The sequence below is a fragment of the Mycolicibacterium litorale genome (assembly GCF_010731695.1).
GTDB classification, from domain to species: Bacteria; Actinomycetota; Actinomycetes; order Mycobacteriales; family Mycobacteriaceae; genus Mycobacterium; species Mycobacterium litorale.
Genome location: NZ_AP022586.1, coordinates 3,731,463 through 3,749,282 on the forward strand (window position 1 = coordinate 3,731,463; position 17,820 = coordinate 3,749,282).

A 17,820-nucleotide genomic window follows, 5' to 3' on the forward strand; every position below is an offset into this window, starting at 1 on the left:
CGGTCACTCCGACAGCTGGAACTCCACCATCGCCGCGACGGTGTCGACGGCCTCACTCAACGCGGCCAACCGTGCCGCGACCGACGGCGCCGAAAGCACGGCGTACTTGTCCGCCTGGCCCATCGGCACCCGAGACGCCAAGCCGTACAGGCGTTTCACGACGTCCGGCTCCTCCGGGCCCAGAACCGACGAGCGTCCGCCGAACTCGGCGCCGCGCGCAGTGGCGATCCGCTCGTACAGCGCGACGATGCGATCCTCCACATCAAAGACCGCTGCGGAATCGACACCGCCACTTGGGTCGTCCGCCCACACCTCGATGTCGGCCCGCGGATACGGGGCGTCGTCCAGCCACCCTCTCACCCGGATCCGTTCGCCCATCACACATCTGAGCCGAAACCGGTCGACCCCGAGGTCCGCGTAATCCACGATGCGTGCCAGCGCGCCCACGTTGCTGCGGCGATCACCGCCGCCGACCTCACGTCCCGCCTCGATCAGCACCACACCGAACGCCGGATCTGTCATCGCAAGGCAGTCCTGCACCAGCGCGACATACCGCGGCTCGAAGATCCGCAGGGGCAGCTCCTCGCCGGGCAGCATCGCCACCTCGAGCGGGAACATCGGCGTCACGGTCACACCCTCAATATGGACCCGCCCCGCAACGATGGTCAATCCAAACCGTCTTGACGTTGGTGAACTCGTGCACCCCGACGTGCGACAGCGGTGAGCTGCTGACCGGTACGGCGGCCGAATCCTTCGCCGCCACACACGGTCTCGCGATCACCTCAGTTGAATCCGCCTCCGACGACGGCGTCCTTGACGAGCGTGGCCGGGTCGGCGAACGTGCACATCGCGTTGGCCATCGTGATCCACAGTTCCGGGTTGAGGGCGACGAGTTCGTTCTGTTCGCCGATCGCCTCGATCACCTGACGCTGGGTGGCCTCGTCCATGTCGACGTATTCGCCGCACGTGGTGTCGGCCAGGCCGGCGGGCGGCGCACCGGGCGGCCGCGGTCCGGGTGTCGTGGGGTCGGGCACCCGCGCCCGCGTCGTCGGCGAGGGGCTGGTCGCGGTGGTGGTCAAGCCGGTCTGGTCGGGGTCGGCCATCGGCGTCCCCGTGGTGACATTGCTACAGCCCGCGACCGTGAGCGCGGCGACCGCACAGCCCGCCAGCACCCAACGCCGCATCGTCATCAGCTCAGCCTATAGCTCCAGTTCGGCGACAAGGGCGTCAACGACAGCACGGAGATCACCGTCGTGCTCCTCCGCGACGCGGCGCTGCCGCTGGTATCCGGCGCCGCTGCGGTAGATGTCGGCGACCCCGGCGAGTTCGTCGGCGCAGCCCAGAGACGTCGCCACCGGCTGCAGCCTGGTCAGCAGGTCGTCGAGGTCCTCGGTGACCAACCGCTCGTTGCTGTCGGCGTCGAGGATGATCTCGGCGTCGAGGCCGTAGCGCGCGGCGCGCCACTTGTTCTCCTGCACATGCCAGGGCGGCATGACGGGCAGCTGCTCACCCGCATCGAGCCTGCGGTCGAGGTCGACGACCAGGCAGTGGGTGAGCGCGACCAGTGCGCCCAGTTCGGCGATGTTGGAGACTCCGTCGAAGACCCGGATCTCCACGGTCCCCAGATGCGGCGAGGGCCGGATATCCCACCGGATCTCGTTCATGTGGTCGATGATCCCGGTCTTCTTCTGATCGTGGACGAACCGTTCGAACTCCGGCCACGACTGGAACTGGAACGGCAGACCTGCGGTCGGCAGCTGCTGGAACATCATCGCCCGGTTGCTGGCGTATCCGGTGTCCGCGCCGTCCCAGTACGGCGAAGACGCCGACAGCGCCAGCAGGTGCGGATACTGGTTGAGCAGCGACGAGATGATCGGCATGACCTTGTGCGCCGAGGAGACCCCGACGTGCACGTGCACACCCCAGATCAGCATCTGCCTGCCCCACCACTGTGTCCGCTTGATCAGCTCCGCATAGCGCGGCGCGTCGGTGAGCTGCTGCGCCGACCACTTGGCGAACGGATGGGTGCCCGCGCAGAACAGTTCCATCCCGCGCTCCCGCACGATGCGCCGCACGGTCTGCAGGGTGTTGCGCAGATCGGCCATCGCCTCACCGGAGTTCTCGCAGATCCCGGTGACGACCTCGACGGTGTTGCGCAGCAACTCCTTGTGCACGTGCGGGGTCTCGCCGATCTCGGCGATGACGGTGGCCGCCTCGTTGCTCAGGTCGCGGGTGTGGGCGTCGACGAGCGCGAACTCCCACTCCACGCCGACGGTGGGCCGGGGTGACCCGGCGAAGTCGATACGACTACTGGGCGGGACGGATAACACCGCACGCCACCCGCCCACCGGCGTCGCCGGTGGCCATGGTCGCCTGATCCGGCCCCGGGGTCCCGTTGACCTGGTTGTAGCGCTCCGGCGGAATGTTCGCGAAGTTGTCGGCCCGCTCGTGGATGATGATCGCGGTGCCCTCGCCCGAGGTCAGATCCTCGGCGGTGAAGGCATCGGTGGTCGTCACGACCATGGCCGAACCGTCCTCGCGGACCTGCAGCGAGGTGAGGTCGCCGCTGGCCGGGTGCCCGGTGTTGCCCTCGGCCTGGAAGTGCCCGCCCGCCGAGTTGAAGTTGCCCGGTGCACCGCCGCCCGGCGCCACCGAGTTCGGCTCACACTTGCCGACCTGGTGGACGTGCATCCCGTGGAATCCCGGCTCCAGCTGGCCGGTGGCGACGGTCTGGACGGTGACGGTGGCGAAGCCGCCGCTGAAGTCGAACTCGGCCTTGGCGATGGTGGTGCCGTCCGGGCTCCGCAGATCCGCGAACAGCTTCTGGCCACCCTCGGCCTGTCCCTCGGCGCCGCCGCCGTGGCCCCCGCCTTCGCCCGGCGCTGCCGTCGGGGACGGGGACCCCGTCCACACCGGCGGCGTGGTGCCCGGCTCGCTCGACACCGGCTCATTGGGGGTGCAGGCACTCAGCGCGAGCGCGGGAACGGCGAACATGGCGGCGACGGCGGCGGATGTGAGACCGGGCTTGAGCATGGTCAAGAGCCTAACCGGTGACCGCCACGATGATGCCTGGTGGTTGTTCGGACAGCGAGGGCACGCGCGGTTCGACCGGCGCCTCGAGGAGTCGGCCCACCTCTTCGGCGGCCTTCTGCTCCCCGGGTCCCTCGCCGAAGTACACCGTCGTCGCGGTGACGTCCTCGAGTGTCAGGTTGCCGGTCTCGGCGACGTTCCAGCCGTCGTCGCGCAGCCGGGTCGCCACCCCCTCGGCGGCGCCCGCGACATCGGAGATGTTGAACACCCGAACCTCGGGCCGGGCCGCATCGGCCGCCGGCGACGGTTCGGGTGACGGGGTGGCCGTCGTGGTGGCCACGGTGGTCTCGTCGGAGGCCGAATCGGTGTCCGACCCCAGCGCCTGGAACCCCACCAACAGGAAGACGATGCCGAGGAAGAGCAGCACCATCACGATGGCGCGCAGAGGCAGTCCGGAGGATTCTCGCTGGTTCATCACGCCCCACTGTAGCCAGCGGGTGCGATCAGGTGACCTCGAAGCCCAACCGGCGCGCCGCCCGCGCCTTCTGCCTGCTGGCACGCAGCCGGCGGAGGCGTTTGACCAGCATCGGATCCGCCGCGAGCGCCTCCGGCCGGTCGACGAGAGCGTTGAGGACCTGGTAGTAGCGGGTCGCCGACATCGAGAACAGCTCTTTGATGGCGTCTTCTTTGCTGCCGGCGTACTTCCACCACTGGCGCTCGAACGCCAAGATGTCGAATTCGCGCCTGGTGAGTCCTGCAGGCAGATCAGAGTCGTCGCCGGATTGCTCAGTCTGCGCCATGGCGCCGTCCATATTGCTCCTCGGACCCTCCGACACTTGAAATGACATCCATGTGTTTCGGCGCTCATTCAATCACGGCGGCGAGAGTTGAGGCGTCACCGATGCGGGCGAGTCGGCTCACTTCGACCGCTCGCCCTAAGCTGCACCCCGTGGCTGTCGTTCCGATTCGCATCGTGGGAGATCCCGTCCTGCACACCGCAACCACCCCGATCCCCGTCGGGGAGGACGGTTCACTGCCCGCCGACCTGGCCGATCTCATCCGCGATCTCTACGAGACGATGGATGCCGCCAACGGTGTCGGCTTGGCCGCCAACCAGATCGGCGTCGCCAAACGGGTGTTCGTCTACGACTGCCCCGATTCGCGCGGCCGCGCGGGCCGCCGCCGCGGCGTCGTGGTCAACCCGGTGCTCGAGACCTCCGAGATCCCGGAAACCATGCCCGACCCGGACGACGACGAGGAGGGCTGCCTGTCCGTGCCCGGCGAGCAGTTCCCCACCGGGCGCGCCGACTGGGCACGGGTGACCGGCCTCGACGCGGACGGCACACCCATCACCGTCGAGGGCACCGGACTTTTCGCGCGGATGCTGCAGCACGAGACCGGGCACCTCGACGGATTCCTCTACCTCGACCGGCTGATCGGCCGGCACGCGCGCGCGGCCAAACGCACGGTGAAGCACAACGGCTGGGGCGTGCCCGGATTGAGCTGGACACCTGGTGAAGACCCCGATCCGTTCGGCCACTGAGCATCGTGGCCGACCTGCCCCGGCCCGGTACGCGGGTGAGCCTGCGCTACCGGCTCCCAGCCGGTTCGGTCCCCCCGCTCAACGACGTGGTCGGCCACCTGCTGGACCGAGATCCCGTGCGGGTGCGCACGAAGACCGGTGAGACCGTCGAGATCTCACCGGCCGACGTGGTGTCGGTCCGCACACTGACCGACGTCCCGGTGAAGGCCTCTCAGATCCGCGCGGTCGAACACGCCGCGGCGCTGGGGTGGCCGGGGCTGCACCGGGAGTGGCTCGGCGGCTGGCTGCTGCGCGCATCCGACGGATACACCCACCGTGGCAATTCGGCTGTGCCGCTTGACATCAACGCGAGCACGGCGACGGTGCCCGCGATCCGCGACTGGTACGCGCGGCGCGGTCTGACACCCTGGCTCGCCGTCCCTGACCGGCTGGTGCGGATGCCGCAGAGCGACATCCACCTGGAGAGCATCGTGATGGTCCGCACGTTGCCCGCCGAGGGGGCGCCGGAGGTGACGCTCACCGCGGAGCCGGACGGGGCCTGGCTCGCCGTCTACGAACGGGAGGTTCCCGTCGAGGTGTTGACGGCCGTCGTCGACGGGCAGGTGGCGTTCGGCCGTATCGACGACGCCGCGGTCGGCCGTGGCGCCGTCACACCGGCCCACGACGGCACCCGGTGGGTGGGTCTGTCGGCCGTGCGGGTCGCCGAGGACCGGCGCCGCCGCGGCCACGCCCGCGCCGTGTGTGCCGCCCTGCTGGCCTGGGGTGCGCGCAGCGGTGCGACAAACGCCTACGCGCAGGTCCTGGCCGACAACGCCGGTGCCATCGCGCTCTACGAGTCGATGGGTTTCACCGCGCAGCACCGGGAGCGCTACGTGGACGCTTCTAAGCTGTAGCGCATGCGGCTGGCCACCTGGAACGTCAACTCCATACGCGCCCGGGTGGACCGGGTCACCGACTGGCTGCAGCGCGCCGACATCGACGTGCTGGCCATGCAGGAGACGAAATGCTCCGACCAGCAGTTCCCCACCATGCCGTTCGCGGCGCTGGGCTACGACGTCGTGCACTGCGGGTTCAACCAGTGGAACGGCGTCGCGATCGCCTCGCGGGTGGGCATCGACGACGCGCAGGTCGGGTTCGACGGCCAGCCCACCTGGGGTGACACCGATGTCGAAGCGGCCGCGGAGGCCCGCGCGCTCGGCGCGACGTGCGCGGGCGTGCGGGTGTGGAGCCTCTACGTGCCCAACGGCCGCTTCGTCGGGTCACCGCATTACGCCTACAAACTGGAATGGCTTGCCGCGCTGCGCGAAACCGCGCAGCGGTGGGTGACCGACGACCCCGCACTACCCATCGCGATGGTCGGCGACTGGAACATCGCCCCGACCGACGACGACGTGTGGAGTGTCGAGGCCTACCGCGACAGCACCCACGTCACACCGCCGGAGCGCGACGCGTTCCGCGCGATCGTCAACGCCGGTTACGCCGACGTGGTGCGGCCGTTCACGCCGGGCCCGGGTGTCTACACGTACTGGGACTACACCCGGCTGGCGTTCCAGAAGCGTCGCGGTATGCGCATCGACTTCATCCTCGGTTCGCCTGCGTTCGCCGACCGGGTGACCCACGCCGAGATCGACCGTGAGGAGCGAAAGGGCAAGGGCGCCAGCGATCACGCTCCGGTGGTCGTCGATCTCAGCGACTGAGCACCCGGGCGAGTTCGGCGCGCGACCGGATGCCGAGCCTGCGGTAGATGCGGGACAGGTTCGCCTCGACCGTCTTCTCGCTCACGAACAGCGCCGCCGCGATCTCGCGGTTGGTCATCCCCTGCGCGGCCAGCTCGGCGAAGCGGCGTTCGGATTCGGCGAGCCCGGCCGCGGTCTGCCGCCCGCTCAGCGCGGTCAGCTCGGCACGGGCCTGCTGGGCCCACAGTGCGGCCCCGATCCGCTCGAAGGCGGTGAGCGCCGCCGTCACCGCCTCGACCGCGGCGTCGTACTGCCGCCGCCGGTTCCACAGCCGACCCATCACCAGCTGGGTGCGGGCCAGCTCGAACGGCATCGCCAACCGCTCGTGTTCGGCGAGCGCACGCTCGCATGCGGCGACGGCGCCCGCGACATCGCCGCCGGCGGCGAGCAGCAACGCACGGCAGCGGGCGCCGACGGCGAGCATCCACGGCCGGTCGAGGCGGCGGCCGTTGGCCTCCAGCGTGTCGACGAGGTGCTGTGCGTCGTCGAGCCGCCCGACACCGATGAGCGCTTCGGCGGCGTCCGGCAGGAACGGCGCGGTGACGAGTTCGGTGGTCGCGGGCAGCGCCGACCACGCCTCGACCGCGGGAGCCAGCACCTCGACTGCGGCCTGGTGGTCGCAGAGTGACACCTCGAGGAATCCCAGACTCGCCACCACCCACACCCCGAGCCGGCTGGAGTTGCATCGCTCCGCGACGGTGAACGCCTGCGCGGCGAAGCGCCGGGTCTGCTCCACCTGGCCGAGGTGAGCGCTCACCATCACCCGCACGACCAGCGCGATGAACAGCGGCAGATCGCCGTGCGACTGCAGCGCCCGCTCGACGCTGTCCTCGGCCACCTGCTCCGCCGCGACGAGGTCGGCCCGCCACACGTCGACCTGGCCGAGGTGGAAGTCGATGAAGGAGCGTTCGCTCTCGTCACCGCGTTCGTCGCAGCGCTGGGCGATCGCGGTGAACAGTTCAGCCGCCTCGTCGAGGCGGCCGGTCCACAGCATCAGCAGCGCGTACAGCGTTCGCGGCCGTGCGGCCAGCGGCATGTCGTCGGGTTCGTCGAAGTCGAAGACACCGTCGAGTTCGGCCTCGTCGAGCCCGCCGCCGAGCAGGAAGCGCATCATCGCCCGCATGGGTCGGGCCTGGCTCAGCAGATCCGCCCGGTCCAGCGACTCCGCCTGTGCGACCGCCTCTTCCGCACGCTCCACCGCACGGTCCGCCCGCCCGGCGTTGAACTCGATGAACGCGAGCATGACGAGCATCTGCACCCGGCGGTCGGGGCTGACGCCCGGTTCGTCAACGGCTCGTTCGAGCAGCGGCACGGCGTCGGCGGAGCTGTTGTCCCAGAGCCGAACCAGACCCAGCAGGTGCAGCGCTCTGGCCCGCAGCTCACCCGTAGTCATCCGGGAGATGTTCTGTTCCAGCACTTCTCGTGCCCGTACGGTGTCGCCCGCCTCGAAGTGACACGCCGCGGCGCGCAGGCCGCGCTCGGGCGTGTCGCCGCCCCGGGCGCGGGCCATGTCGAGCAGTTCGGCGGCCGCCGCGGGTGCGCCGCGGACCCGCGCCGACTGGGCGGCCTCGTCGAGTTCGCGGATCGTGTTCTCGTCGTCGTCGTCACCGGCCAGGGCCCGGTGTCGCGCCCTGGACTCCGGGCTGTCGACGATGTCGGCGAAACGGCGGTGCATGGCGCGGCGCCTCTCGGCCGGGGCGTCGGTGTACACGCCGCGGGCCAGGAGCGGATGGCTGAAAGTCAGCCGGTACCCGTTGATCTCGACGATGCCGTGCCGCTCGGCCTCCTCGAGGGCGGTGACGGTGGCAGCCACGTCACCGCCGACGGCCTGCGCCACCAGATCCACGGTGGGCGCTGGCACACAGGCCGCGGCGAGCAGGACGTCGCGCGTGTGGTCGGGCAGCCCCGCGAGACGCGTGGTGACCAGCTGGGCGAGCGTGCCGGGCAGTTGCTCGGCACCGTCGGCGTCGCTGCTCAGCGCGCGCGCAAGTTCCAGCGCATAGAACGGGTTGCCCGCCGAAACCTCGTGTATCCACGCGATTCCCGGCCGGGTCAGCGACCGGCCCAGCCGTTTGGTGATCATCGCGTGCAATCCGCCGACCGACATCGGGTGCACCTGCGCCCGGTGCAGCCGCTCCGGGCGTGACGGTTCCAGCAGCACATCGGTGCGGTCGCCTTCGCCGGCGCGCACGGTGACGAGGAAACCGATGGGTCCGGCGCACCGTCGCGCCACCGACGCCATCACCACCGCGGTGGCCGGGTCCAGCCACTGCAGATCGTCGATCGCCACCAGAACCGGACCGTCCTGCGCCAGGCGCTCGAGCACCGATCGCGCGGCTGCCGCCACCGCGCGCTGATCGCTGCCGGGTCCGGTGTCGTCGGCGCGTGACAGCACCCGGTCGATCGCCAGCCGCTGCGGGGCGGGCAGGTGGTCGAGGACGGCGGTGTCGACCTCGGCGAGCAGTTCCGCCAGCGAGGAGTACGCGGCCGCCGATTCGCTCGACACCGGGCGCGCCGAGAGAACCTGGAAGCCGCGGGCCCTGGCGCGTTCGATGCCGGCCCGCCACACCGTGCTCTTGCCGATCCCGGCGTCACCCTCGAGGACGAGGACCGACGTGCCCGCCGACACCTCGGCGAGCAGGTTCTCGACAGCGCTCAACTCCGCATCGCGGCTGATGAGCTGCAGGGGCACTCATCCATCTTCGCAGCCGATGGGCAGTGGCGCGGGCTGGATCGTCATCGTTGCTCGGCGTAGCGCCCGGCGTTGAAAAGCGATGCGACGGCTCCGATCAACATCATCGCCGCGGCGGCGACGAACACGACCACCAGACCGGTGTGGAAGGGTCCGGTGATGAGGTGCGGGAAGAACGTCTGACCGGTCAGCACGTCGGCATTGACGCCGGGTTGCTGCAACGCATGCGAGGGTTCGAGCAGTTCACCGATCGGGTTGTAGCCGAGGAACGCCGCGAACAGGCTGCCGACGGGCGGGGTGCCCGCCACCTCTTCGGCGACGGTCGCCGAGACTCCCTGCTCCTGGAGGCCGGCGCTCATCGCGCCGGGCAGGGAGTTGGCCAACCCGACGACCATGAGCGAGAAGAAGATCCCGATCGACAGCGATGAGCCGGCGTTGAAGAACGTCGCCCGCACGCCCGATGCGGCGCCGCGCTCGGCGGCGGGAACACTGGACATGATCGCGGCGGTGTTGGGCGCGGTGAAGATCCCGCCCCCCAGCCCGTTGAGGAAGACCAGCACCGCGAACACCCAGTAGTCGAAATTCACCGGGATGAGCACCAGCGCCACGAACGTCGCGGCCATCAGCAGCATGCCGCCGACGGTGAAGGGCCGTGCACCGAACCGATCGGACAGTGAGCCGGCGAGCGGGCCGGCGACGAGGAACCCGGCGGTCATCGGCAGCATGTAGATGCCGGCCCACAGTGGGGTGGACTCGAAGCTGTACCCGTGCAGCGGAAGCCAGATGCCCTGCAACCAGATGATGAGCATGAACTGCAGGCCGCCGCGGCCGACCGAGGACATCAGTCCGGCGAGGTTGCCCATGCCGAACGAGGTCGACCGGAAGAGCCTGATGTTGACCATCGGCTGCGTGACGCGCAGTTCGATCAGGCAGAAAGCCACGAGCAGCAGCAACCCGGCCCCGATGGCGCCGAGCACCCACGGGCTGGTCCAGCCGGTGGTGGAGTCACCGTAGGGCTGGATGCCGTAGGTGATGCCGATCAGCAGCACCGTCAGGCCGATCCCGAACGTCAGGGTGCCCGCCCAGTCCATGCGTCCGGGCGTGCGCACGCCGAGTTCGCGCAGCGAACGGAAGCTCCACACCGTGCCGAGGATGCCGATCGGCACACCGACCCAGAAGATGGCCTTCCAGCTCCACTCCGAGAGGAATCCGCCGATCAGCAGCCCGAGGAAGGATCCGGCGACTGCCGCGACCATGTTGACGCCGAGGGCCATGCCGCGCTGGTTGGCGGGAAAGGCATCGGTGAGGATCGCGGACGACGAGGCCATGAGCATCGCGCCTCCGACGCCCTGGAGAACTCGCCAGGCGATCAGCCACACGGCGCCGCCGCCGAGGTGGAACGGGTCGAACGAGAGGGCGATCGCGGCCACGGTGAAGACGGCGAACCCGAGGTTGTAGATCCGGACCCGCCCGACCATGTCGCCGAGGCGGCCGAACGGCACGACCAGCACCGCCGTCACCACGAGGTAGCCCATGAGCATCCACAGCAGGTAGCTCACGTTGCCCGGTGCCAGCGGATTGAGTCCGATGCCGCGGAAGATCGCCGGCAGCGAGATCAACACGATGGAGGCGTTGATCGTGGCCAGCAGGGTTCCCAACGTGGTGTTGGACAACACGATCCACTTGTAGAAGGGGTGGTCGTGGTCCATCCGCGCGCGGCGCCGGGAGGTCTCGGTCTGCTGATCGGCGGCGTCGCTGGTCATATCGGTAGTCATCTGCTGTCTTCGTTCGTTTCGTATCCGACGCGGGCAAGCAGCGCCGTCCGGCGCGGCAGAACACATATATTAGCTATATAAATGATCGGCGGGCAATTCTCACCGTGGGCCCCGGGTCTGCGCTAAGTTGGGCACCGCAAGACCGACCACGCGGGAGCGCGCACCGAGCGCGCTGAGAGGACAACTGGGGTTGTCGACCGTATGAACCTGACCGGGTAATGCCGGCGTAGGGAGTTTCGATGAACAGTGATGTCTTGGCGGCCACCGTCACCACCGGTCCGATCACCGGCAGCAGCAAGGTCTACCGCGACGTCGATGGAATGCGGGTGCCGTTCCGGCGGGTGCACCTGACCAACGGCGAACACCTCGACCTGTACGACACCTCCGGTCCGTACACCGACCAGGCCGCCGCCGTCGATCTGCGCAAGGGCTTACCGGCCCGGCCCGGTGTCGTCAGCGATCGCGGCACCCAACTGCAGCGGGCGCGGGCCGGTGAGGTCACCGCGGAGATGGCCTTCGTCGCCGCACGCGAGGGCGTCAGCGCCGAGACAGTCCGGGCCGAAGTCGCGGCGGGACGCGCGGTGATCCCGGCCAACCACCGCCACCCCGAACTGGAGCCGATGGTCATCGGCAAGGCGTTCGGCGTGAAAGTCAATGCCAACATCGGCAATTCGGCGGTGACGTCGTCGGTCGCCGAAGAGGTCGACAAGATGGTCTGGGCGATCCGCTGGGGCGCCGACACCATCATGGATCTATCCACCGGACGCGACATCCACCTCACCCGGGAGTGGATCCTGCGCAATTCGCCGGTCCCGGTCGGCACCGTCCCGATCTACCAGGCGCTCGAGCAGGTCGGCGGCGACCCGACGAAGCTGACGTGGGAGATCTACCGCGACACCGTGATCGAGCAGTGCGAGCAGGGCGTCGACTACATGACCGTGCACGCCGGCGTGCTGTTGCGCCACATCCCGCTCACGGTGCACCGCGTCACCGGCATCGTCAGCCGCGGCGGATCGATCATGGCGGCGTGGTGCCTGGCCCACCACACCGAATCCTTCCTGTACACGCACTTCGCCGAACTCTGCGAAATCCTGGCGCGCTACGACGTGACGTTCTCGCTGGGCGACGGGCTGCGGCCCGGATCGATCGCCGACGCCAACGACGAGGCTCAGTTCGCCGAACTGCGCACGCTCGGTGAGCTGACGAAGACCGCGAAGGCGCACGGCGTTCAGGTGATGATCGAGGGCCCCGGTCACGTGCCGATGCACAAGATCGTCGAGAACGTCAGGCTGGAAGAGGAGCTGTGCGAGGAGGCGCCGTTCTACACCCTCGGCCCCCTCACCACCGATATCGCGCCGGCATACGACCACATCACCTCGGCCATCGGCGCGGCGATGATCGCCCAGGCCGGTACCGCCATGCTCTGCTACGTCACCCCGAAGGAGCACCTGGGGCTACCTGACCGCAAGGACGTCAAGGACGGGGTGATCGCCTACCGGATCGCGGCGCACGCCGCCGATCTCGCCAAGGGCCATCCCCGCGCCCAGGAGCGCGACAACGCACTGTCGAAGGCGCGCTTCGAATTCCGCTGGTACGACCAGTTCGCGCTGTCGCTCGATCCGGATACCGCGCGCGAGTTCCACGACGAGACGCTGCCGGCCGAACCGGCGAAGACCGCACACTTCTGCTCGATGTGCGGGCCCAAGTTCTGTTCGATGCGCATCACCCAAGACATTCGGGCGTCCGTCGCACAGGGCATGGCGGACAAGTCCCGGGAGTTCGCCGAGCACGGCAACCGCGTCTACCTACCCTTGAGCTCATGACCTACCTGCCCCTCACCCCGCCCGGTCAGACTCCGCTGCGGGTGATGACGATCGCCGGGTCCGACTCCGGCGGTGGCGCCGGCATCCAGGCCGATATGCGCACCTTCGCCCTGCTCGGCGTGCACAGCCTGGTCACGGTCACCGCGGTGACCGTGCAGAACTCGTTGGGCGTCAGGGGTTTCCACGAGATCCCGCTGGACGTGATCGCCGGTCAGATCGAGGCGGTGGCCTCCGACATCGGCGTACAGGCCGCCAAGACCGGCATGTTGGCGTCCTCGGCGATCATCGAGACCATCGCCGACACCTGGCGGGCGCAGGGGCTGGCCGGGTCGGTGCCGCTCGTGGTCGACCCCGTCTGCGCCTCCATGCACGGTGACCCACTGCTGCACCCCAGCGCGCTGGATGCGATGCGCACCGAACTGTTCCCGCTGGCGACGCTGGTGACCCCCAACCTCGACGAGGTGCGCCTACTGGTCGACATCGACGTCGTCGACGAGCAGTCGCAGCGGGCGGCGGTGCAGGCGTTGCACGCGCTCGGGCCGCAGTGGGCGCTGGTCAAGGGCGGGCATCTGCGGTCGTCCCCGCACAGCCCGGATCTGCTGTACAACGGCACCGACTTCTTCGAGTTCGACGGGCCACGCATCGACACCGGCCACGACCACGGCGCGGGGGACACGCTGGCCGCCGCGGTGGCCAGCGCGCTGGCGAACGGATACGACATGCCGGATGCCGTCGCCTTCGCCAAGCGCTGGGTGACCGAATGCCTGCGCGCGGCCTACCCGCTGGGCAGCGGCCACGGGCCGGTCTCGGCGATGTTCAGGCTGAGCGCCGATGAGCATCGATGACATCGCCGGCATCGCCCACGCACCCGCCGGGACACCGACCGGGGTGGTGCTGCTGACCCACGGCGCCGGCGGCAACCGGGATGCGCCGATGCTGGTCAGGGTCTGCGACGAGTGGGCCGCGCGGGGCTGGCTCGCCGTCCGCTACAACCTGCCGTACCGGCAGCGCAGGCCCAAAGGCCCGCCGTCCGGGTCCGCGGCCGCCGATCAGGCGGGGGTGGCCGAGGCGGTCGCCGTGGGCCGGGAACTGACGACCGGCCCGGTGATCGCCGGCGGACACTCCTACGGCGGCCGGATGACGTCGATGGCGGTCGCGGGCGACGGGGCCGGCGCCGGGGTCGCCGTCGACGCGCTGACGCTGTTCTCCTATCCGCTGCATCCGCCCGGTAAGCCCGAGCGGGCCCGCACCGAACACCTGCCGCGCATCGGCGTGCCGACGGTGTTCACCCACGGCACGAAGGACCCGTTCGGCACCATCGACGAACTCACCGCGGCGGCATCGCTCGTCGGCGGCCCCACCGCGGTCGTCGAAGTCACCGGCGCCCGGCACGACCTGGGATCGAAGGTGCTCGACGTCCCGAAACTGGCGGTGGACGCGGCTTTGCGGCTGCTGGTGTGACGAGCCACAGCGGCACGGCGGGTCAGCGGGTTATCGTCATCGCATGACCATGCCGCCGGGCCCGCCGACCCCACCACCCGGCCAGCCTCCCTACGGCCAACCTGCCTACGGTCAGCCTCCGTACGGCCAGCAGCCCTACGGTCAGCCGTACTATCCGCCGCCACCGCCGCAGCCGTACGCGGAGATGCCGCCTGCCGGCCCGCCGCCGAAGAAGAGGAACAAGACGTGGCTGATCCTGGGCATCGTGGCGCTCGTCGCCGTGGTGGCCGTCATCGCCATCGTGCTGGTCGTGTTCCTGGTGGTGCGCCAGGGCACCGTGACCGCGACGGAGGTCAAGCTCGGTGACTGCCTGTCGGAAATCCCCGACGGCACCCGGGTACTCACCGTCAAGACCGTCAGCTGCGACGAACCGCACGCCGGCGAGGTGTTCGCGGTGCTGATGATGCCCGACGGGGACTTCCCCGGCGCCGACGCCGTGACCGAGTACTCCAACCGGTGCGGACCAGAGCTGGCGAGTTACTCCCCCGCGGCGGTCACCGACGATTCGGTCCAGCTGTATGTGCTCTATCCCACCGAGGAGACCTGGGCCGACGGCGACCGCGCGGTGACCTGCGTGGCGACCCTCGACCCGCCGCGCACGGGGTCCCTCAAGGGCTGAGGGGACGCGGGGCGACCCCGATACCTGGGGTACCGTCTACTCATGACTTCGGAGCAGTATGACGCGGTCATCGTGGGTGCGGGATTCGCCGGAATCGGCGCCGCGATTCAGCTCAAACGGTTGGGCTACGCGAACTTCGTCATCCTCGACCGCGAGGACGACCTCGGCGGGACCTGGTACGTCAACCACTACCCGGGCCTGGCCGTCGACGTCCCCACCACCACCTACAGCTATTTCTTCGAGCCCAACCCGAAGTGGTCGCGGCTCTTCTCCACCGGCGCGGAAATCAAGCAGTACGCCGACGACGTGGCCGACAAGTACGACGTCCGCAGGCACATCCGGTTCAACACCGCGGTCGAGGGTGCCCGCTGGGACGAGGACGCGAAGCTCTGGCGGGTCACCACCGCCGACGGGCAGACGCTGACCACCCGCTACCTGATCACCGCCACGGGCTTCCTGTCGCAACCGCGCATGCCCGACATCCCCGGCATCACCGAGTTCGAGGGCACGGTCATCCACACCACCGACTGGGACGACAGCTTCGACCCGGCCGGCCGGCGAATCGCGATCATCGGAACCGGCGCCACCGCGGTTCAGCTGATTCCCGAACTGGCGAAGAGCGCCGCGGACCTCACCGTCTACCAGCGCACCCCGATCTGGGTCGCCCCGAAGGTGGACATCCGATTCTCCGAGCGCACCAAGCGGCTCTTCGCCCGGGTACCGCTGCTGCAGCGCACCGTCCGGGCGATCACCGACACCATCTACGAGCTGATGATCACCGTCGGCGTGGTCAACTACAAGGTGCCGCTGTTCCGGCGCCTCAACATGTCGGCGATGGACCTGTGCAAGCTGAACCAGTTCATCGCGATCCGCGACAAGGAACTGCGCCGCAAGCTCACGCCGGACTACGACATCGGCTGCAAGCGACCGACGTTCTCCAACAGCTACTTCCGCACGTTCACCAAACCGCACGTGCACCTGCAGGCCGACGGTATCGAACGGGTCGTGGCCGACGGCATCGTCAACGCCGACGGCACCAAGACCGAGATCGACACGCTGGTGCTGGCCACGGGATTCGACCTATGGGAGGCGAACTTCCCGGCCATCGAGGTGATCGGCCGCAACGGCCGCAACCTCGGAAAATGGTGGCGGGACACGCGTTTTCAGGCCTATCAGGGTGTGTCGATGCCGTACTTCCCCAATTACCTCAGCCTGGCCAGCCCGTACGCGTTCCTCGGTCTGAACTTCTTCAACACGATGGAATACCAGATGCGGCTGATGGACCGGCTGTTCACCGAGGTGAACCGCCGCGGCGCCACCACGTTCGAGGTGACCGAGGAGGCCAACGCCCACTATCTCGAGCGGATGACCGAGGCGCTCGGCAACTCGCTGTGGACGGTCGGCAACTGCGCCTCGTCGCGGTCCTACTATTTCAATCCGAGTGGCGAACCGTCGCTGCTGCGCCCCATGTCGACGCGCGACGCCATCAAGGAGGCGTCCGAATTCCCACTGAGCGATTATCAGATCGCCTGAGAGAGGACCATCCGTTGCCGCAACAACAGGACAAGCGTGCCGCCAAGCTGACCGGTCTGGCCCTGGCCGGAACCGGACTGGCGCATTTCGCCCGTCCCCAGCTGTTCGAGCCGATCACGGTGCCGGCGTTCCCGCAGAACACCCGTCGCCACATCTACACCAACGGCAGCATCGAGACGCTGGTCGGCCTGGCGCTGGCAGGCCGCAAGACGCGCAAGCTCGGCGTCGCGGGTCTGCTCGGGTACCTGGCCTACTTGGCGGGCAACACCGTTCGCAAGCGGTAGCGGCCGAGCAGCGTCAGGTCCATCATCCCGGCGACGAGCGCACGGGAGTAGGGCGAATTGCGGTAGCGCACCAGCCGGCCCAGGTCGATCGTGACCGCCATCGCGGCGTACACCGCGAAACGCGCCTGTCCCGCAGTCCATTCCGGACGAAGCGTCACCACGAGGTCGGCCCACGTCTCGACCGTCGAGCGCTGGAGATTGCGCAGGATCTGCTGATCGGCCGCCGACATGTTGAGCCGCTCGGTGTAGTAGACGTAGTCCAGTTCCGGCTCGCTGAACGATCGGGCCACGTGTCCGTCGATAAGCCGCGTCAGCGCCTCTTCCCGGTCGGCCGTGCTGTCGAGGATCGCCGACATCTCCGCCGACCACCGGTCGGCCGACCGGCGGAACACCCCGGCCAGGATGTCACTCTTCCCGGAGAAGTACCGGTAGATCCCCGAGGCGGGCATCCCCACCGCGGTGGCGATGTCCTCCATCGAGGTGTCCCGGTAACCCTTCTGGTTGAACAGCCGCATCGATTCCACAAGCAGCGCTTCGTATTTCGAGCGGCGCGCGGGGGCCGCTGACACCGGCGGATCGGGCGCCTCGGACAGGGTGGGGAACTCGGCGTGGACCAGGGTCACGACGAGTTCGGCGAGCAGGGGACGGATCTGGCCGGCGGGCAACTTCGCCCGGTGGTCGACGATGCTGCCGAGCACGCTGATCATCGCCGTGGACAGGGTCCAGCGCTGCCGGGAGTCGAGTTCGGGACGCAGCGCGCGCAGCGGTTGCTGAAAGCGGCGGTGGACAGTGCGGATCTGCGAGTCGAGGGTCGCCTGATCGTCACCACGGAGATACCGCGCCTCCCAGCGGTAGAGCCCGCCGGAATCGCGGTTGGCCAACGCCGTGTCACACAGCGCGGTCGCGAGATGGTCGAGGGTCTCGCGCGGGTCGTCGGGGGTGGACTCAGGGGTGAACTCGTCGACGAAGGCGGTGGCGTCGACCAACTGCTGGCCGAGCGCCAGGACCGCGTCGCGGAACAGTTCGTACTTGCCGGTGTAATGCCGGTACAGCGCGGCCGCCGAGATACCGACCCGCGCGGCGATGGCGTCCATGCTGACCCCGTGATAGCCCAGCAGGCTGAACGCCTCGGCGGATGCCCTCGCGATCTGGGCTTTGCGGTCCTTCGGACGGCGCCGAACACCGTCACCGCGGCCGGGCGGGGTGGACGCCATGCCGAACACACTATCGCCGCACGTCGGTGCGCAGGCCGCAGTGCGGCGACAGATTCTCGTCGAAGTCCCCA

The 17,820-nt window shown here is 69.0% G+C and carries 18 protein-coding genes and 1 riboswitch; of the genes, 9 read left to right on the plus strand and 9 right to left on the minus strand.

The features are described 5' to 3' along the window. Positions 1-3: 3 nt before the first annotated feature. From G6N30_RS17785 to G6N30_RS17810, 6 genes are all read right to left on the minus strand, one after another. Positions 4-618, minus strand: coding sequence for an LON peptidase substrate-binding domain-containing protein (locus G6N30_RS17785; RefSeq protein WP_134059135.1), 615 nt, complete (start codon positions 616-618; stop codon positions 4-6). 164 nt (positions 619-782) lie between these two features. After that, positions 783-1,190 carry a hypothetical protein gene (locus G6N30_RS17790; protein ID WP_234880260.1) on the minus strand — a complete coding sequence of 136 codons (408 nt, stop codon included), beginning with the start codon at positions 1,188-1,190 and terminating at the stop codon, positions 783-785. A 9-nt stretch (positions 1,191-1,199) separates the two neighbouring features. After that, positions 1,200-2,330, minus strand: a complete 1,131-nt coding sequence (locus G6N30_RS17795; RefSeq protein WP_134057602.1) for a glutamate--cysteine ligase — start codon at positions 2,328-2,330, stop codon at positions 1,200-1,202. Next, on the minus strand, positions 2,308-3,033 hold the full coding sequence (sodC, locus tag G6N30_RS17800) for a superoxide dismutase[Cu-Zn] (protein ID WP_234880261.1): 726 nt from the start codon (positions 3,031-3,033) through the stop codon (positions 2,308-2,310). The genes G6N30_RS17795 and sodC overlap by 23 nt, the downstream gene beginning before the upstream one ends. Before the next feature lie 10 nt (positions 3,034-3,043). Beyond that, on the minus strand, positions 3,044-3,505 hold the full coding sequence (locus G6N30_RS17805) for a LytR C-terminal domain-containing protein (protein WP_134057604.1): 462 nt from the start codon (positions 3,503-3,505) through the stop codon (positions 3,044-3,046). A gap of 28 nt (positions 3,506-3,533) precedes the next feature. Beyond that, a complete protein-coding gene (locus G6N30_RS17810; protein WP_011557996.1) occupies positions 3,534-3,842 on the minus strand; it encodes a nucleoid-associated protein NapA in 309 nt (102 codons plus the stop codon). A gap of 137 nt (positions 3,843-3,979) precedes the next feature. On the opposite strand from G6N30_RS17810, the gene G6N30_RS17815 reads away from it, so the two are divergent. The 3 genes from G6N30_RS17815 to G6N30_RS17825 are packed head-to-tail and all read left to right on the plus strand — an operon-like array spanning position 3,980 to position 6,270. Then, entirely contained in the window at positions 3,980-4,573 is a 594-nt protein-coding gene (locus G6N30_RS17815) for a peptide deformylase (RefSeq protein ID WP_134057606.1), read from the plus strand. A gap of 5 nt (positions 4,574-4,578) precedes the next feature. Beyond that, positions 4,579-5,466 (plus strand): N-acetylglutamate synthase, CG3035 family, encoded by an 888-nt coding sequence (locus G6N30_RS17820; protein WP_134057608.1) that lies wholly within the window; start codon positions 4,579-4,581, stop codon positions 5,464-5,466. A gap of 3 nt (positions 5,467-5,469) precedes the next feature. Next, a complete protein-coding gene (locus G6N30_RS17825) occupies positions 5,470-6,270 on the plus strand; it encodes an exodeoxyribonuclease III (protein ID WP_134057610.1) in 801 nt (266 codons plus the stop codon). Here the strand turns inward: G6N30_RS17825 and G6N30_RS17830 are convergent. Then, the gene (locus tag G6N30_RS17830; protein WP_134057612.1) at positions 6,260-9,001 is read right to left on the minus strand and encodes a LuxR family transcriptional regulator; all 2,742 of its coding nucleotides are present in this window, start codon (positions 8,999-9,001) and stop codon (positions 6,260-6,262) included. The two genes, G6N30_RS17825 and G6N30_RS17830, sit on opposite strands and share 11 nt — an antisense overlap. Before the next feature lie 44 nt (positions 9,002-9,045). After that, positions 9,046-10,776, minus strand: coding sequence for an MFS transporter (locus tag G6N30_RS17835; protein ID WP_179965482.1), 1,731 nt, complete (start codon positions 10,774-10,776; stop codon positions 9,046-9,048). Between the two features lie 140 nt (positions 10,777-10,916). Then, positions 10,917-11,026, plus strand: a riboswitch (TPP riboswitch). Here G6N30_RS17835 and thiC point away from each other — a divergent pair. The 6 genes from thiC to G6N30_RS17865 all read left to right on the plus strand — a co-directional run bounded on the left by thiC (position 11,016) and on the right by G6N30_RS17865 (position 16,535). Next, entirely contained in the window at positions 11,016-12,599 is a 1,584-nt protein-coding gene (thiC, locus tag G6N30_RS17840; RefSeq protein WP_134057614.1) for a phosphomethylpyrimidine synthase ThiC, read from the plus strand. Its footprint overlaps the riboswitch before it by 11 nt. After that, positions 12,596-13,444 carry a bifunctional hydroxymethylpyrimidine kinase/phosphomethylpyrimidine kinase gene (gene thiD, locus G6N30_RS17845; protein ID WP_134057616.1) on the plus strand — a complete coding sequence of 283 codons (849 nt, stop codon included), beginning with the start codon at positions 12,596-12,598 and terminating at the stop codon, positions 13,442-13,444. Before thiC ends, thiD begins: the two co-directional genes overlap by 4 nt. Then, positions 13,431-14,060, plus strand: coding sequence for an alpha/beta hydrolase family protein (locus G6N30_RS17850; protein WP_134057618.1), 630 nt, complete (start codon positions 13,431-13,433; stop codon positions 14,058-14,060). Before thiD ends, G6N30_RS17850 begins: the two co-directional genes overlap by 14 nt. Before the next feature lie 43 nt (positions 14,061-14,103). Further along, complete coding sequence (locus G6N30_RS17855; RefSeq protein ID WP_134057619.1) at positions 14,104-14,718, plus strand: septum formation family protein; 615 nt, start codon at positions 14,104-14,106, stop codon at positions 14,716-14,718. Between the two features lie 42 nt (positions 14,719-14,760). After that, positions 14,761-16,251, plus strand: a complete 1,491-nt coding sequence (locus tag G6N30_RS17860; RefSeq protein ID WP_134057621.1) for a flavin-containing monooxygenase — start codon at positions 14,761-14,763, stop codon at positions 16,249-16,251. Positions 16,252-16,265: 14 nt separating this feature from the next. Continuing rightward, the gene (locus G6N30_RS17865) at positions 16,266-16,535 is read left to right on the plus strand and encodes a DoxX-related protein (RefSeq protein WP_134057623.1); all 270 of its coding nucleotides are present in this window, start codon (positions 16,266-16,268) and stop codon (positions 16,533-16,535) included. On the opposite strand, the gene G6N30_RS17870 is transcribed toward G6N30_RS17865, so the two are convergent. Beyond that, complete coding sequence (locus tag G6N30_RS17870; RefSeq protein WP_134057625.1) at positions 16,502-17,749, minus strand: TetR/AcrR family transcriptional regulator; 1,248 nt, start codon at positions 17,747-17,749, stop codon at positions 16,502-16,504. The genes G6N30_RS17865 and G6N30_RS17870 overlap by 34 nt on opposite strands. Positions 17,750-17,820: the final 71 nt, after the last annotated feature.

What these genes read in the sequence shown, in the direction of transcription:
- G6N30_RS17870 (WP_134057625.1), bottom strand. Translation starts at nt 17,749, where the DNA reads ATGGCGTCCACCCCGCCCGGCCGCGGTGACGGTGTTCGGCGCCGTCCG.
- G6N30_RS17790 (WP_234880260.1), bottom strand. Translation starts at nt 1,190, where the DNA reads ATGACGATGCGGCGTTGGGTGCTGGCGGGCTGTGCGGTCGCCGCGCTC.
- thiD (WP_134057616.1), top strand. Translation starts at nt 12,596, where the DNA reads ATGACCTACCTGCCCCTCACCCCGCCCGGTCAGACTCCGCTGCGGGTG.
- G6N30_RS17860 (WP_134057621.1), top strand. Translation starts at nt 14,761, where the DNA reads ATGACTTCGGAGCAGTATGACGCGGTCATCGTGGGTGCGGGATTCGCC.
- G6N30_RS17785 (WP_134059135.1), bottom strand. Translation starts at nt 618, where the DNA reads ATGTTCCCGCTCGAGGTGGCGATGCTGCCCGGCGAGGAGCTGCCCCTG.
- G6N30_RS17805 (WP_134057604.1), bottom strand. Translation starts at nt 3,505, where the DNA reads ATGAACCAGCGAGAATCCTCCGGACTGCCTCTGCGCGCCATCGTGATG.
- G6N30_RS17835 (WP_179965482.1), bottom strand. Translation starts at nt 10,776, where the DNA reads ATGACTACCGATATGACCAGCGACGCCGCCGATCAGCAGACCGAGACC.
- G6N30_RS17850 (WP_134057618.1), top strand. Translation starts at nt 13,431, where the DNA reads ATGAGCATCGATGACATCGCCGGCATCGCCCACGCACCCGCCGGGACA.
- sodC (WP_234880261.1), bottom strand. Translation starts at nt 3,033, where the DNA reads ATGCTCAAGCCCGGTCTCACATCCGCCGCCGTCGCCGCCATGTTCGCC.
- G6N30_RS17825 (WP_134057610.1), top strand. Translation starts at nt 5,470, where the DNA reads ATGCGGCTGGCCACCTGGAACGTCAACTCCATACGCGCCCGGGTGGAC.
- G6N30_RS17855 (WP_134057619.1), top strand. Translation starts at nt 14,104, where the DNA reads ATGACCATGCCGCCGGGCCCGCCGACCCCACCACCCGGCCAGCCTCCC.
- thiC (WP_134057614.1), top strand. Translation starts at nt 11,016, where the DNA reads ATGAACAGTGATGTCTTGGCGGCCACCGTCACCACCGGTCCGATCACC.
- G6N30_RS17810 (WP_011557996.1), bottom strand. Translation starts at nt 3,842, where the DNA reads ATGGACGGCGCCATGGCGCAGACTGAGCAATCCGGCGACGACTCTGAT.